This window comes from Bacteroides sp. BFG-637 (genome assembly GCF_024793605.1).
GTDB lineage: Bacteria > Bacteroidota > Bacteroidia > Bacteroidales > Bacteroidaceae > Bacteroides > Bacteroides vicugnae.
Genome location: NZ_JANUPD010000002.1, coordinates 2,048,623 through 2,064,341, shown reverse-complemented (window position 1 = coordinate 2,064,341; position 15,719 = coordinate 2,048,623). Strand labels below are relative to the sequence as shown.

Here is a 15,719-nt window from a genome sequence, read left to right as displayed (position 1 = left end):
ATTTTTAATTTTTAATTTTCAATTGAAGAAGGATCTTCTTCTTCAAACTCCGATTTCAAAATGCGTATTACCTCGTCCACTGTCTCTTCTTCCAAGTCCGTCTTTTCAATCAACATCTCACGAGGAGCATTCAACACAGCCTTCGCTGTATCGATGCCGATAGCTTTGATAGCGTCGATCACCCATCCGTCGATTTCGTCTCTGAACTCGTCGAGATAGATATCTTCGTCAGCTACATTCTCATCCAACTCACGGAACACGTCGATAGTGTACTCAGTCAACATACTGGCCAGTTTGATATTCAAACCGCCTTTACCGATAGCCAGCGAAACTTCTTCCGGTTTGAGGAATACCTCTGCTTTCTTCTCTTCCTCGTTCAGACGAATAGAAGAAATCTTAGCCGGGCTTAAAGCGCGCTGTATAAACAATGAGATGTTCGATGTGTAATTGATTACGTCGATGTTCTCATTGCGAAGTTCACGAACAATGCCATGAATACGACTTCCCTTTACACCTACACAGGCTCCTACAGGGTCGATTCTGTCATCGTAAGATTCCACCGCAATCTTGGCACGTTCGCCGGGGATACGGGCAATCTTCTTGATGGTAATCAAACCATCATTAATTTCGGGTACTTCCATCTCGAACAGGCGTTGCAGGAAAACGGGAGAAGTACGTGACAAGATAATCTTAGGATTATTATTCTTGTTATCCACGCGGGCAACTACTGCACGGGCCGTCTCACCTTTACGATAAAAGTCGCTCGGGATTTGTTCGGTCTTAGGTAACAGCAATTCGTTTCCTTCATCGTCTAAAAGCAACATCTCTTTTTTCCAGATCTGATATACTTCCGCATTGATGATAGTACCTACCTTATCTATATATTTATTATAAATACTGTCTTTTTCGAGTTCCAGAATCTTGGAAGCCAGCGTCTGGCGAAGATTCAGGATCGCACGACGTCCGAACTTGGCAAAGATCACCTCGTCAGTCACCTCTTCACCTTCTTCGTAAGAAGCATCAATTTTCTGTGCCTCGCTCAACGAGATCTGCATATTCGGGTTAGTCAGATCTTCATCGGCCACAACTTCACGGTTACGCCATATCTCGAAGTCACCCTTGTCCGGGTTCACGATCACGTCGTAATTTTCATCGGTGCCAAACATTTTCGCGATTACGCTACGGAACGACTCTTCGAGTACGCTAACCATCGTCGTTCTATCGATATTCTTCAGTTCCTTAAATTCCGAAAATGTATCAATCAAGCTGATTGTTTCTTCTTTTTTGGCCATAACTATTTAAAGCTAATTAAGTATTTAGTATATTTTATTTGCTCATAAGTGAAGGTTTCGTCCTCTTCTACCAGTTTCGGACGCTTTGATCCTTCGGGTTTTACTTTCTTTTGTACGCTTACCGTAAACTTCTCTTCATCGGCATCTTTCAGTATGCCGGCCAACTTCCGTCCGTCTCCGGTCAGCACTTCCACCTCTTGTCCGATGTGGATATAATACTGTTGCAGAACTTTAAAGGGTTGTCCGATCCCAGCCGACCCTACTTCCAGTTCATAATCTTCCTCTTCGCGGTTCAGTTTCGACTCTATGAAGCGGCTAAGCTCCACGCAATCTTCGATCCAAACACCTTCTGCATGGTCTATTTCAACCACAATCTTGTCATCCGGGCTCACGGTTACCTCTACTAAAAAGTAGTCTTTTCCTTCCAGCCACTCTTCTACAATCTGACAAACAGTTTTCTTTTCTATCATTTATTAGCTATATAAGAACAAAAAAAGGAGCTTAATTGCCCCTCCACCTTTCATCCGTTTTCGGTTGCAAAGATATAAATAATCTGTTCGACTACAAAACATTAAAGAAAAAAAGTATGAATTAACAGTGCTATATTCGTATCTTTACGCCGTAATTCAAAAAATAACGACTATGGCACATCGTCTCAACACAAATAAACAGTTCATGGTAGGTAACGGGCTGCTTGCTTTTGCCGTCATTTTTGTCGTAGTTATTTTTGTCTATATGAGCATGCGACTACAACGGGAAAAGCAGGAAGAACGTCATTTTATCGAGAGCTATACAATCAGTCTGGTAAAGGGGTTTGCCGGAGATTCCATCTCTTTGTTTGTCAATGACAGTCTGATCTCCAACAAAACCATGTCGGAAGAACCTTACACAGTAGAAGTGGGACGTTTTGCCGAACAGAGCGCCTTGCTGATTGTAGATAATAACACAGAATTAGTGTCTACGTTTGATCTTAGTGAAAAAGGAGGGACTTATCAGTTCGAAAAAGAATCAGACGGAATTAAACAATTAGCCAAACAATAAGGGCATATTAACTAAGTTTGTGCCACCACGTTGGCACAACTATGCCATCGCATTGGCACGACTGTGCCAACGTGGTGGCACAAGTGTGACAATACGATGCCACTAATCCGGCAATGAAACATTCTAAATTTCCGTACGGTACTTTCTTAATTCTCCCCTTAAAGCCAATGCTTTTCCTTCTGTAAGCTGATTTAGCAACGCCCAAAATCGTTCGCTATGATTCATCTCACGCGTATGACATAATTCGTGCAACAACACATAGTCTATTAAATGAGAAGGCAGTAAAATCAGATAATAGGATAAATTAATATCTTTTCGAGCCGAACAACTTCCCCACCTGCCTTGACTGGAGTTTATTTTCACACTTGAATAGGGAAGTCCGCATTGCTTGGACAAGGAGGCCAAACGTGAAGGAAGGATACTTTTCGCATTCCGCCTCAACGATTCTTCGATTACCTTATGCAACCAGCTTTGCAGTTTCTCATCCGTAAAATCCGCATGAGGCGGACAAACTATTTCCATAACTCCCAACCGGGAATTAGCCAGAAACTGATCTTTTTCACCGGAAACCAAGGATAGTTTAAAGTGCTCCGCATCAATTTTATAATTCAGATCAATCAACGACCGGGCTAGTTTTTGTCGGGAGGCCAGAAGTTTACCACGCAGATTCTCGACCGCCTGCTTCACTTCTTTCAATGTAGTGCCGGGAGGAACCGAAACATAAACAGCATCACTCTTTGTACGGAATACAAGACTCCTCGCACGTGAATTGACGCGCACTATCAGACGTCCTAATTCGTCATCTTCTATGATCTTATCCATTATAATCCTCCTATCAACAGCCACAAAAGTAATAAAAAAGAAGATTCTAATGAAAAACTTCGCGGAAGATGCAACTTTATATCAGACTCTTCCGTCTAACTGCCATATCAATCATAGAAAAACATAATTATGAAAACAAGTTTATTGCTCGTATTAGTCACCGGATTGTCTCTAGTACTTACTGCCGGCTCTTGCTTGCAGAGAAAACACGTAGTAGGCAGCAAGAACTACATCTCCCAAGAAGTAAAAGCCGACCACTTCAATGAAATCAAACTATTGGGAAGTGCCAATATCAGTTATCACCAAGATACACTCAGCCACGTTGAGATACATGGCTCCGATAACATTATACCACTTGTAGAAACGTATGTAGACGGCAATACATTAATTATTAAATTCAAGAAGAATGTCAGTATCCGGAAAGGGAAACTGGAAATAAAAGTTTTTGCTCCGGAATTGAATAAGTTAACGATTAATGGTTCGGGAAATATAAAATTAATCAATGGAATACAAACTTCTAAAGATATCGAGTTCCATATAAACGGCTCGGGAAACATTCAGGGAGAAGGGCTTAACTGCCGAAGAATGGCTGTTTCAATTAATGGATCGGGAGATGTAAGACTGCAACAAATTGAGAGTCAGGAATGTCAGGCAGGAATTTCCGGTTCGGGCAACATCAATCTTAAAGGCAAAGCCATTCAAGCAAAATATTCTATTAGCGGATCGGGAAACATTCAGGCTGCAGATTTAGAAGCAGAAAATACGGATGCAAGCATCAGTGGATCCGGAAACATCAGTTGCCATGCAAGTCAGAAGCTGGTTGCCCGCGTGAAAGGAAGTGGCGATATTGCCTATAAAGGCAATCCACAAGAAGTGGATGCTCCACGGAAAAACATACGGCAAATCAAATAAAGACAGTCTAAAACACATAAAAGGGCTACTGCATCGCGCGGTAGCCCATTTATTTAGTTAGTTTTAATCTAAAAATTTGAGAGAATTGAAAACTTCACAGTTTCGCCTTCGTTGTTGTTTTAATTAAGCACACTAACTATATTATATGTTTAAAGCAAATGAAAATGTCTATTCGTTTATAACTTGCACCTTGTGGTTGATCTTCGCCAAACTATCGGCTAAAACCTGTTCCGCTTTCACATCATTCGAGATAGCGACCGACGGCGCAGTTACTTGTTTACCAATGGTATCCGTTGCCAATACACTTCCGTCATCTCCGGAGAAAGAATGTTGTGCCACATTCCCCAAAGAAAGGATGATTGCAATCACGGCAGCGGCTTTGAACAGAGGAATAAAACGACCGGCCAGCGTCAAGCGTTTCGCTTTTACAACCGTAGGCTCCACCTCTGCCAGAATACGTGCATCAAAGTCTTTGCCCAGTCCTACTTCCTGCTGAACCTGTTGATAAACAAACAGGCTTTTATAGCGAAGCAAATGAGCCGGAACTTCCTCCTTTGCGAAGAAGTCGCGCAATGTTGCTTCCTCCTCAACGGAAGTTTCGCATTGCCAGTATCGCTCCAGGAGCTGTTCTATATCCTTATAATCCATATTCGTCAATTTCTAAGTACCTTTGTTTTACTTTTTGTCTGGCTCTGAAGAGGTTCACTTTGACTTGTTCCTCTGTCAGATTCAGCAACCCTGCAATTTTCTTATAGCTTTCACCTTCAATGTCCCTCAGTTGCATGATAAGCCGCTGTTTTTCGGGAAGTTCGTTTACCAGTCTATTAATAATGTTCATTCTTTCATCATGAATCATCTGGTCATACGGACTGTTTGCATCAGGTTCTTCCTCCATCTCGGGGGTGAGTTCCACGTTTTGAGCCTCTTTCTTTTGACTTCGATCTATCGCCAGATTCTTTGCCACTGTCAGGCAATAAGCTTCGACCGATTCAATTTGAGACCACTCATCACGCATCTTCCACACTCTTATCATGGTGTCCTGAACGACATCCTCGGCTTCGGCCCTATCCAGGGTGATTCTGAGAGCCAATCGAAAGAGTTTATCCTTCAACGGCAAAATATCGTTTCGGAAGCTGATTTCTTGCATCTCTATAATAATGACGGGCTAGGATATGAAAAGTTACAGTCGCCCACTACTTTTTTTTGAATTATTTTTTTATTCTTGTTCCACCAGTATCGTTAATCGCTGACGCTAAAGTGATTACCACTTCAGAGACTCCTGCATTTATTGCTTCAAAAGAATTCTCCAACTTGGGAATCATACCTCCCTGAATAACGCCATCAGCTACATATTGTTCAAATTCGGCACGGGTGATTTGGGGAATCACACTGTCATCATCATTCTCGTCACGCAACACGCCTTTCTTCTCAAAACAATATACCAATGTCACATCAAACAGCGTGGACAACGCTTTCGCTGTCTCCCCGGCAATGGTATCTGCATTCGTGTTCAGCATATTACCGTGTCCGTCATGTGTCAATGGAGCCATTACCGGAACCACTCCCTTATGTATCAAATCCGACAACAAAGTAGCATCCACCTTTTCCACATCACCCACAAAACCATAGTCCACCTCTTTCACCGGGCGTTTTACTGAACGGATCACGTTCATATCCGCTCCGGTCAATCCGAGTGCATTGACTCCGCGCGCTTGCAGGCCTGCCACAATATTTTTATTCACTAATCCGCCGTATACCATCGTTACGACCTTCAAGGTTTCGGCATCGGTAATCCGACGACCATTTACCATTTTGCTTTCAATACCCAGTTGTGCGGCAATCTTTGTAGCCGAACGGCCGCCGCCGTGAACCAATACTTTATGCCCAGCGATAGCGGCAAAGTCATTTAACAACTGACAAAGGGTGGCTTCCTCTTCTACGATTTTGCCACCCACCTTAATAACTGTTAGTTTTTCTCTCATTTCCTATTCTTATTTTAGGCACGGATTACACGGATTTCACGGTTTTAGTTGTGTGAGAACGTAAAGCAACCGTGAAATTATGCGAAGCCACCGTGAAATCCGTGTAATCCGTGCCTACTTATCTATTCCAAATAAGTATATCCGTAAAGCCCTGAACGATAGTTGGAGAGGAATTCTTTTCCTTCTTCCAAAGAAATCTTTCCCTCTTTCACAGACTTCGTCACCCAGGTTTCGAGTGTACGTACCAGTTTCTTCGGATTGTACTGTACATAGTCCAACACCTCCGCTACCGTTTCTCCGTCAATAATCTGTTCGATATTATATCCTTTCTCATTCACCGAAACATGCACGGCATTCGTATCACCGAACAAATTGTGCATATCTCCCAGAATCTCCTGATAAGCACCGACCAGGAACACAGCTACATAGTAGGGCTCCGTTTTTTTCAGTGTATGTACGGGCAGATAATGGGAAACGTTACGGGTAGAAATAAAATTAGCAATTTTACCGTCCGAATCACAGGTAATATCCTGCAAAGTAGCCGAACGTTCCGGTTTCTCATCCAGTCGCTGGATAGGCATGATCGGGAATATCTGGTCGATCGCCCAAGAGTCGGGAAGCGACTGAAAGAGCGAGAAGTTACAGAAATATTTATCGGCAAGCAATTTAGACAGTCCGCGGAATTCATCGGGCGCGTGCTTCAAACCACCGGCAATCTGATTAATCTCACGCGTAATAGACCAATACAGACGCTCAATTTGTGCACGGGTTTTCAGATCTACGATTCCATGACTGAACAAGTCCAGCGCTTCCTCCCTGATCTGCTGCGCATCATGCCATGCTTCCAACATCTTGTTCTGATTCAGTGTATCCCAGATACCATACAGTTCCTGCACCAGTTCATGAGCATCCGGAGCAATCTCTTCCTCGTCATCCCATTCGGGCAAGGTAGCAGTTTCAAGTACCTCAAAGATAAGAACGGAATGATGTGCCGTCAGTGCACGTCCACTCTCCGTTATGATATTCGGGTGTGGGATGCCATTTTTATCGCTCACGTCCACCAGAGTAGAAATAGAGTCGTTTACATATTCCTGAATGGAATAATTCACGCTACCTTCACTATTAGACGAACGGGTTCCGTCATAATCCACTCCCAGTCCACCACCAATATCGACAAATTCGACGTTGAATCCCATCGAATGCAGCTGCACATAGAATTGTGAAGCCTCACGCAAAGCCGTTTTGATACGACGTATCTTTGTCACTTGACTGCCGATATGGAAATGAATCAGTTTCAGACAATCCTTCAGCCCTTTGCTATCCAGAAAGTCGAGCGCTTCGAGAAGTTCACTGGAAGTCAAACCGAATTTGCTGGCATCCCCTCCCGACTCTTCCCACTTTCCGCTCCCGGAAGAAGCGAGTTTGATACGTATGCCGATGTTAGGCTGCACATTCAGCTGTTTTGCCATCTTTGCAATCAGCTTCAGTTCGTTCATCTTCTCTACAACGAGGAAAATACGTTTACCCATTTTCTGGGCAAGCAAAGCCAGTTCAATATAGCTTTCGTCTTTATATCCGTTACATACAATTAATGAGTCAGAATCCGTATTGACAGCAATCACCGCATGGAGTTCCGGTTTGGAACCGGCTTCCAGTCCGAGATTGAACTTCTTTCCATGGCTGATAATCTCTTCCACCACGGGGCGCATCTGGTTGACTTTAATCGGATAGATAATAAAGTTCTCGGCTTTATAACCATACTCCTCGGCTGCCTGTTTAAAGCAGGACGACATCTTCTCAATACGGTTGTCCAAAATATCCGGAAAACGCACCAGCATGGGAGCTGCCACATCACGCAATTGTAACTCATCGACCAGTTCTTTCAAATCGACAGACACCCCGTCTCTACGAGGTGTAACAACAACATGACCCTTGTCATTAATACCAAAGTACGAGGTGCCCCAACCTGTGATGTTGTAGAGTTCCTCAGAATCTTCAATACGCCACTTTCTCATTTTCTGTTATTCAGTGTTTTTAGTAAATAATTGGACGGCAAAAATACGGATTAATCTACATGTTGGCAATTAATTAGACATTAAATCTTTCAAACGGTCCAGATAACCACTATTTCCGTTACGGGCGTCATAGCGATGTGCCAGCTCCTCTGCCTGTTGATAGAAATAATTGCGAAGTTCGTTTACCTGATAAATTCCATCCGGACGATAAAGAGGAAACTCTTCCGGCAAAGACAACGAGACTTCCGGACGAGTTTCATACTTCAAAGCCTCTACCATATCACAGGAGAAACGATAACTCTTCAACGTATTCGTACGCAAACTCCAACCGATACACCGTTCGACATATTCCCAAGCCCTTTCCGGCTTCGTCATCATATAATAGGCAATAAACAATCCCAGATAGAGCAAAAGATATTCATCCTTCTCCCTTCCCACCAACGCTTCTTCGGCACGTGCACACATATCAGCGGCAATTTCCGGTTTACCTGCTTTCTGCGCATAATAAGAAAGTTTCAAGTAGGCCCGCAGATTAGCCTCATAACAAGTGACCTGCTTATTAATCAACGGTTGCGCGCGGCTGTAAGCCTCATCAAACTGTCCTGTTTCCAGATAATAATCCAGCATAAAGTTCAATTCACAAGCCTCACACGACTGATCGTCTATCTTCTCATTCAACATTTTATCAATGTATTCTTTCGCCTTGTCATACTGCCGCATCCAGACACATTCCACAGACCAGCGGTGAAAATAACTCCGCAAAGAATATCCGTTCCGGAGGATACGGGTTTTATAATCCTCCCCGACTGCCTGCACCTGTTCCATCGGAATCTCCGGAAGATCGAACGTACAAGCCCATATCCACTTATATTTCCACAACAAGTCATCTTCCTTGATCACATCCTTGTGATTCTCGTAATCATCCAGAATTTTAGAGAACACGGTAATCTCCTCAGCATCCGCCGAGAGAAGATTCAGTTCATAAATAAGATCCAGTCTCATCTCCGTAGCCCATTCCACATCTTCGTTCTCATCAGCGATACGGATGGCTTCTTTCAACAGATTGGCTTTTTCGCGGGGATGCAGGTTCTTATTCTGTGTCTGCAACAGCAATTTTTGTATTTCAAGTGTGTATCTCATTCTCTTTCTTTAATTCAGGAAATTTATAAAATCATTCATTTTCGAAGTCATCAGTTCACTTAGCGAATGGTTGAAAAGCTCCATTTCTTCGCTGTTTACCGGATATTTACCTTGCAGAAGCGACTGTACATACAATATATGCACCACATGCCGGAACAGTTTATTGTCTCCTTGTATTTGCAATAAGGTCTGCACCATTTCATTATCCGCATTGAAAGTGAGTGTCGGCGGAATCTGCTTTGCAGTATTCACAGCCCCCAACACAGCCGCCAACGGGTTATTAGCACTTTTAGCGGCATTCTCCTTTTCCTCCGCCACAAAAATAACCGGAATATCTACCGGAGTAAAATGCTTCAGACGACAGATACAGCCAAACCGTTTCAACAGTTCGTTCGCTTTCACCTCAAAAGCCTGAGATTCCTGGTTCGCCTCCACTTCACCAAACTGCTCCAGCAACCGTGAAGGAGATATTTCATCCAAAGTAAGTTCCGGATTCAGACGGACATACTTTTTCAACAAAGTTTCATCAAACGTATAAGCAGCATTCACGACCAGCCAACCCTGTGCTCCGGCTATACGCCGCACTTGCCGGAAATCCTCCAGATTCTTGGTATAACATATCACATTGCTTGCCGAACGAATATTTCCAAAGCTACGCAACCCCTTATTGGTTTCAAAAGGAAGGTAATCCATAAACAAACGGAGCAATTCATTATCCTCCGAAGCAATCGCCTTGATATGAAAGTGATGAACATCCAGAATCCGGTTGAACATGGCACGGTCATTCTGCACCAATCCCCGCAGATAATCCTTGATAGCCACCCCGATTTCTTTTCGGGCATCCTTCAGCTGGTCATTACTCACCAAAGACTCCCGGGAAGCAGTAGACAGCAACCCGTCCGCATTCACCAGACAACGGATAAAGAAAGCCCACGACGGCAACAGATTGCAATCATCCTCGCTCAACAGCATACGCTTGAGATAGACCTTATGAGAGTTGCGCACTGAAAATTGCGTACGGAAAGGCAGGACATAAAGCACCCCTTCCACTTTGCCGCTTTCAGTATAGATCCGGAAAGCATCGAGAGCAGACGACTGAAACACTTTCGCCCCATAATCCAGCAACTCCTTACGAGTCGCCTTCGGGTCAAGCCATACAGGTGAAGGCGTATTTACCAACTCCTCCTCCCCCTGATAATGCAGATAGATAGGATACGGCAACACTTCCCCGTAACTCACCAGTATCTTCTTAAACGTTTCATATTCAAAAAGATGCATCCAGTCTCCTTTCGGGTGCAATACCACCTGCGACCCGATGGGCCGTTCTTCGTCTGATAAAGTCAGCTGATACGTCCCATCCACTTTTCCACACCAGCAAACAGGTTGTCCGCCCATTGCCGAACGGCTCTCTACGGTGATTTCATTAGTCACCACAAAACAAGACAACAATCCGATACCGAACCTTCCGATAAAATCGTCCGCATCGGGAGTATCCCGCTTTGAACTCTCCCCGATAACAGTCAGAAAACGATAAACTTCCTCCTCTTTCAGTCCGATACCATTATCCCGGAATACCACTGTCTTGTCCTCATTCAGAAAGACATCGATGCGACCTTTGTAATTCTCGTCAATATTGCGTAGTGCCGTGATGGCATCTACACAATTCTGCAACAGTTCGCGAACAAAAGTATTCGGATTACTATAAATGTGCTCTGATAACAGGGCAATCATACCTTTAAGATTGACCTGAAACAGATTATTTCCTTCTTTTTCCATGTTCCTCTTCTACTTCCTCCTCCTTCCGGTGATTTTAAGAGCTTTCTCATTGCCATTCTCTGCGGCCTTTTCGAACCACTCCATGGCTATTTCATCGTTTTCTTCCACACCATTTCCTGTCAGATAGGCATTTCCAAGTTCAAATTGTGCTTTATCGTTGTTTTTCTCGGCAGCTTTCAGCAACCATTGCACCGCAGCTTCCGGATCAGGGTTACAACCTTCGCCATACATCATCATCTTACCCAGATAATAAGTCGCAGCGATATTCTCATGCCCCGCCGCATCCGTAAACCAGCGATAAGCTTCGGCATAATTCTGCTTCACACCTACTCCGTTATAATAGCAAAGTCCGGTACGATACATACTCATCGTATTCCCATTATCCGCAGCCAGTGTATAATATTTAAAAGCCTCCGTTTCATTATCTTCCACTCCGATACCCATTTCATAACAGATACCCAGTCCTTCACTGTACCATTCATACTCGGCAGCTTTCTTGAAATAAGCAAAAGCCTTTTCCGACTCATTCAGGTTGTCATAATCATACAGATAATACTCACCCATACGCAACATAGCCATCGGAATCTCATTAGCCACCGCCTTATCATACCATTCCACAGCCGTTTTATTATCTTCCAGACAGGGACCGCAACCGAAGAAATAATAATCTCCCATCTTAAACTGCGCATAACCATAGTCCTGCTCGGCAGCCTTCATCATATATTCCACTGCCTTTTGAGGATTCTCTTCCACGCCATTGCCGTTCTCATAAGCCATCCCCAATTCGGTCAGACAACGGGCTTCATTCTTTTCCGCCCCTTTACTAAACCATTCGAGTGCCTTATCCCAGTTTTCTTCCGTCCCGATACCTTCTCTATAGCAACGTCCCAAAGCAAAGATCGCATCATTATCGTCCGCTTCAGCCGCCTTTGTATACCAAGCGAAAGCCTCTTCCGGTTTCACTTCGCCAAGAACACCCTTTTCCATATAAAGTCCTACACGGAACATTGCATAAGGATAACCCTGTTCGGCCGCCTTGCTAATCAGTTCAAAAGACTTTTCATAGTTCTTCTCCACTCCATCGCCATTCTCATATAAGAATGCCAGTTCCACAAGGGCAAAGCAAGCACCCAGTTCGGCCGCTTTTTCATAATATTCCCTTGATTTTACAGGGTCCTTCACACCACTATATCCATTAGCCAGATAAAGAGCCACACGGCAATACCCATCGGCATTATTCAGCGAAGCCGCCTTTTCATAATACTCTAAAGCCTTCACATAATCCGGTTCTTCAGACAAGAAGCCACGTTCATACATCCAGCCCAAACGATAAGCTGCACTTCCCGAACCCAATTCAATGGCTTTCTCCAACAACTCTTTCGCGCGATTCATGTCTTCCGGCACCAAATCACCGTTGAAATAGATATTGGCCAGTCCTTCGATACCTTGTATGTAATCATCCTCCACGCAGCGGTTCAGACACATCAGTCCACGTTCCACGTCCTTATATTCATCATTATACAGGTAGATCAATGACAGTTCATACGCACTGTATGGTTCACAATAAAGCATGCCCTTTTCCAGCCACTCAATCGCCTTAGGCATATCCAGCCATTCCTCTTCCTGATAGTTATATCCCAGGAAATTGGCGGCAGACCACACACCGGCATGCCAGGCCTTTTCCCAAAGTTCGAAGCTCAGTTCTTTCGGTTTATTCAGTTCCGGATAACGGAAATAAAGCGTAGCCAGATTTTTAAGACTATAAAGATTGGGAACAATTTCCAGAGCTTTTTCGTAGTAAGCAGCTTCCTCTGCCACGTTACCTTCCGCCCTGTCGAGCGCATCTCCCAACGACGCATATACATGAGCACGCAAACGTTCACCTTCAGGCAATTCGGCAAGCAGGTCATTCCGTATCTGTAATGCCTTTGCTTTATCTCCTGTAAATTCTTCGACAAAAGCACGATAATGCTTTCCCCACCAAATAGCTTCGGGAGAAGTGAGAGCGGCAAAACGCCGTTCCCCCTCTTCTTTATCTTGTTCACAATAAAATCCCATGTATCGCCAATAGGCAACAGTTGCTTCCGCTTCAGCCCACCCCATATCGGCAGCTTTCTCGTAGTATGGAAACAAATAACTCATATCCCGCTTTCCATAACGGGCTTCAGAATATTGTGCACCTTTCTGCGCCCATCCCGCACCGCTAAACTCTGCTACACGGTCGCATACCTGCATCACCTTTTCCCACCAGAATTCATATTCTTCCGCATTGAGACCGACCTCTACATTACAGTCAAAAGCACTGAATATCAGTTCAAAAAAATCTTCTGTTAATTTCTCGTCTTCTTTTGTGTCCAAAGCATATTCACATACAGCCAATGCTTCCCACCAGTTTTCCGCACTTAATAATGAAGCCGGTGTATACTGCGGAAACCATACCCTTGCAGGTTGTCCGGATGCTTTAATTTTAGCGGATAACTCCCCAAATTTCTCTTTTAAAGTTTTCATGATATAGACTTTACCTTAATTTTGTGTCACTAGTCAATAAAAATCTCATAACGAGTGCAAGGTACAAATATTGACCGAATGCACAAACAAGAGTCTTAAAAAAGATAAGACTGATATACTATTTAGGCACGGATTACGCAGACTGCACTGTTACTCTATCATACAGATATTTAGAGGAACCGTGAAATCCGTGTAATCCGTGCCTATTTTATAATCCCAAAAGTTGTCGTAACCGTTGCACCGATGTTTCAATCTGCCAACGGTCTTCCAATTCGTCTGCATTAAAGATATATTGAGCCTGGTGATAAAAAGGAGCCCGCTTCTCCAGTGCCTGAATAATAAACGCTTTCAGTTCTTCATCCTCTTTCCCTTGAAGAATAGGACGTTGCTGCTTAGCCACACGCAAACGCCTGAAAAGCACATCCGGATGCACATCGAGAAAAACCGTCTTTCCGGTCCGGTTCATAAACTCCATATTATCATAAAAACAAGGCGCTCCACCTCCCGTCGAGATTACCACATTCTCAAACTCGGCTACTTCATGGAGCATATTTCTCTCCAGCTCCCTGAATCCTGTTTCGCCTCGTTCAATGAATAATTCTCCAACGGTTTTGTGAAAACGCTCTTCAATATACCAGTCCAGATCAATGAACGGTATATCCATATGCCGGGCAAAAGCCTTACCCAACGTCGTTTTTCCGGCACCCATATAGCCGGTAAGGAAGATACGAACCATAAATGATTAATTTTGCTCACAAAATTAATCATTTAATGAAGAATGAAGAATGAAGAATAAAGAATTTTAGCCATTATGTCATCCAATTCTTCATTATTCCTTCTTTATTTCCGATTTATTTAAAGATTCTCACCCGTTCTTCAAGCGGCTGGAATTCTTTTTCACCCGGTTTGCCGACAGGAAGTCCGAACGGCATTTCCGCAATCAGATGCCAATGTTCCGGCAAATCCCATGCACGGCGCACTTCTTCATCAATCAACGGGTTATAGTGTTGTAGCGATGCTCCGAAACCTACATCTTCAAGCATTACCCAGATAGCTAACTGGTGCATGGCAGAAGTCTGCAATGACCATCCCGGAAAATTCTCCTGATAAGACGGGAAAGCCTCCTGAAGCCCTTTCACAACCTTCTGATCCTCAAAAAACAACACAGTGCCATAACCACAGGCAAACGAATGATCTATCTTCTCTTCTGTCTTGACAAACGCTTCAGCCGGCACAATCTTCTTCAATGCATCCTTCACGATCTGCCACAATTTCTGATGCGATTCTCCCAATAGAAGTACCACACGGGTAGATTGCGAATTAAATGCCGACGGCACGTGGCGCACAGTCATATTAACGATACATTCGATCTCCTGATCGGATATAGGTGACTGATTAGTAATTGAATAGTAAGTTCGACGTTGTTTCAAAGCTTCACTAAAAGATCTTTCCATCATGGTTCCTTTCTTATTTTATATTCTTAAAACTCTCTTTTTTTTATAACAAGTAGCCCCCCTAACTTGTTCAGTTAGAGAATATATTTGTACCTTCGCAGCGTCAATTCATTGACTATCTAAAATTATCGTCGAAAAAAATGGCTAAACAGAAATTTTATGTAGTATGGGAAGGTGTCACACCCGGAGTTTATACTTCCTGGACAGACTGCCAACTTCAAATCAAAGGATATGAAGCTGCCAAATACAAATCATTTGACACGCGCGAAGAAGCGGAACGCGCGTTGACAATGTCTCCCTATGCTTATATCGGCAAGAACGCAAAGGCTAAATCAGGAGGTCCCAAACCTTCTTCAGATACTTTACCTTCTTGTGTGATCGACAATAGCCTGGCTGTCGATGCGGCCTGTAGCGGTAATCCGGGACCGATGGAATATCGCGGCGTACACATTGCCAGCCGTCAGGAGATTTTTCATTTCGGCCCGATGAAGGGAACAAATAATATCGGTGAGTTTCTAGCCATCGTACACGGCTTGGCTTTGTTGAAGAAGAAAGGTTTCGATATGCCCATTTACAGCGACAGCGTGAATGCCATCAGCTGGGTGCGACAGAAAAAGTGCAAGACCAAACTTCCCCGGACTCCGGAAACAGAAGAACTGTTTCTACTAATTGAACGGGCGGAGAAATGGTTGCAAGGAAACACCTATACTACTCGTATCCTGAAATGGGAAACCAAAGAATGGGGAGAGATTCCGGCCGACTTCGGCAGAAAATAAA

General features: G+C 43.8%; 15 protein-coding genes. 3 read left to right on the top strand and 12 right to left on the bottom strand.

Translation table 11 applies throughout. The features are described 5' to 3' along the window. Window positions 1–11: 11 nt before the first annotated feature. Together nusA and rimP are read right to left on the bottom strand one after the other, a co-directional pair. Window positions 12–1,292 carry a transcription termination factor NusA gene (nusA, locus tag NXX38_RS08210; RefSeq protein WP_117932414.1) on the bottom strand — a complete coding sequence of 427 codons (1,281 nt, stop codon included), beginning with the start codon at window positions 1,290–1,292 and terminating at the stop codon, window positions 12–14. Window positions 1,293–1,294: 2 nt separating this feature from the next. After that, window positions 1,295–1,762, bottom strand: a complete 468-nt coding sequence (gene rimP / locus NXX38_RS08205; protein WP_195357701.1) for a ribosome assembly cofactor RimP — start codon at window positions 1,760–1,762, stop codon at window positions 1,295–1,297. 172 nt (window positions 1,763–1,934) lie between these two features. Here rimP and NXX38_RS08200 point away from each other — a divergent pair, with 172 nt between their 5' ends. After that, on the top strand, window positions 1,935–2,333 hold the full coding sequence (locus tag NXX38_RS08200; protein ID WP_148364167.1) for a hypothetical protein: 399 nt from the start codon (window positions 1,935–1,937) through the stop codon (window positions 2,331–2,333). A gap of 123 nt (window positions 2,334–2,456) precedes the next feature. Here NXX38_RS08200 and NXX38_RS08195 read toward each other — a convergent pair whose 3' ends face one another. Continuing rightward, window positions 2,457–3,155 carry a SprT family zinc-dependent metalloprotease gene (locus NXX38_RS08195; RefSeq protein WP_258979048.1) on the bottom strand — a complete coding sequence of 233 codons (699 nt, stop codon included), beginning with the start codon at window positions 3,153–3,155 and terminating at the stop codon, window positions 2,457–2,459. Window positions 3,156–3,284: 129 nt separating this feature from the next. On the opposite strand from NXX38_RS08195, the gene NXX38_RS08190 reads away from it, so the two are divergent. Continuing rightward, window positions 3,285–4,067, top strand: a complete 783-nt coding sequence (locus NXX38_RS08190; protein WP_148364169.1) for a head GIN domain-containing protein — start codon at window positions 3,285–3,287, stop codon at window positions 4,065–4,067. A gap of 168 nt (window positions 4,068–4,235) precedes the next feature. Here NXX38_RS08190 and NXX38_RS08185 read toward each other — a convergent pair whose 3' ends face one another. The 9 genes from NXX38_RS08185 to NXX38_RS08145 form a co-directional block, all read right to left on the bottom strand. Beyond that, entirely contained in the window at window positions 4,236–4,715 is a 480-nt protein-coding gene (locus tag NXX38_RS08185; RefSeq protein ID WP_258979043.1) for a hypothetical protein, read from the bottom strand. Next, window positions 4,705–5,214, bottom strand: a complete 510-nt coding sequence (locus NXX38_RS08180) for an RNA polymerase sigma factor (RefSeq protein WP_148364171.1) — start codon at window positions 5,212–5,214, stop codon at window positions 4,705–4,707. The genes NXX38_RS08185 and NXX38_RS08180 overlap by 11 nt, the downstream gene beginning before the upstream one ends. A 61-nt stretch (window positions 5,215–5,275) precedes the next feature. After that, on the bottom strand, window positions 5,276–6,049 hold the full coding sequence (gene argB / locus NXX38_RS08175) for an acetylglutamate kinase (RefSeq protein ID WP_258979042.1): 774 nt from the start codon (window positions 6,047–6,049) through the stop codon (window positions 5,276–5,278). 122 nt (window positions 6,050–6,171) lie between these two features. Then, entirely contained in the window at window positions 6,172–8,064 is a 1,893-nt protein-coding gene (gene speA, locus NXX38_RS08170; RefSeq protein WP_074558252.1) for a biosynthetic arginine decarboxylase, read from the bottom strand. A gap of 69 nt (window positions 8,065–8,133) precedes the next feature. After that, window positions 8,134–9,204 (bottom strand): hypothetical protein, encoded by a 1,071-nt coding sequence (locus NXX38_RS08165; RefSeq protein ID WP_217722649.1) that lies wholly within the window; start codon window positions 9,202–9,204, stop codon window positions 8,134–8,136. Window positions 9,205–9,213: 9 nt separating this feature from the next. Continuing rightward, window positions 9,214–10,980 carry an HSP90 family protein gene (locus NXX38_RS08160; protein WP_148364174.1) on the bottom strand — a complete coding sequence of 589 codons (1,767 nt, stop codon included), beginning with the start codon at window positions 10,978–10,980 and terminating at the stop codon, window positions 9,214–9,216. A 9-nt stretch (window positions 10,981–10,989) separates the two neighbouring features. Beyond that, a complete protein-coding gene (locus NXX38_RS08155) occupies window positions 10,990–13,488 on the bottom strand; it encodes a hypothetical protein (RefSeq protein ID WP_258979040.1) in 2,499 nt (832 codons plus the stop codon). A 208-nt stretch (window positions 13,489–13,696) separates the two neighbouring features. Further along, window positions 13,697–14,224: a shikimate kinase gene (locus NXX38_RS08150; protein WP_074558244.1), complete on the bottom strand. Its 528-nt coding sequence runs from the start codon at window positions 14,222–14,224 to the stop codon at window positions 13,697–13,699. A 115-nt stretch (window positions 14,225–14,339) separates the two neighbouring features. Further along, window positions 14,340–14,942 carry a nitroreductase family protein gene (locus tag NXX38_RS08145; protein ID WP_148364260.1) on the bottom strand — a complete coding sequence of 201 codons (603 nt, stop codon included), beginning with the start codon at window positions 14,940–14,942 and terminating at the stop codon, window positions 14,340–14,342. A gap of 140 nt (window positions 14,943–15,082) precedes the next feature. On the opposite strand from NXX38_RS08145, the gene NXX38_RS08140 reads away from it, so the two are divergent. Next, window positions 15,083–15,718, top strand: coding sequence for a viroplasmin family protein (locus NXX38_RS08140; protein ID WP_148364176.1), 636 nt, complete (start codon window positions 15,083–15,085; stop codon window positions 15,716–15,718). Window position 15,719 lies beyond the last annotated feature (1 nt).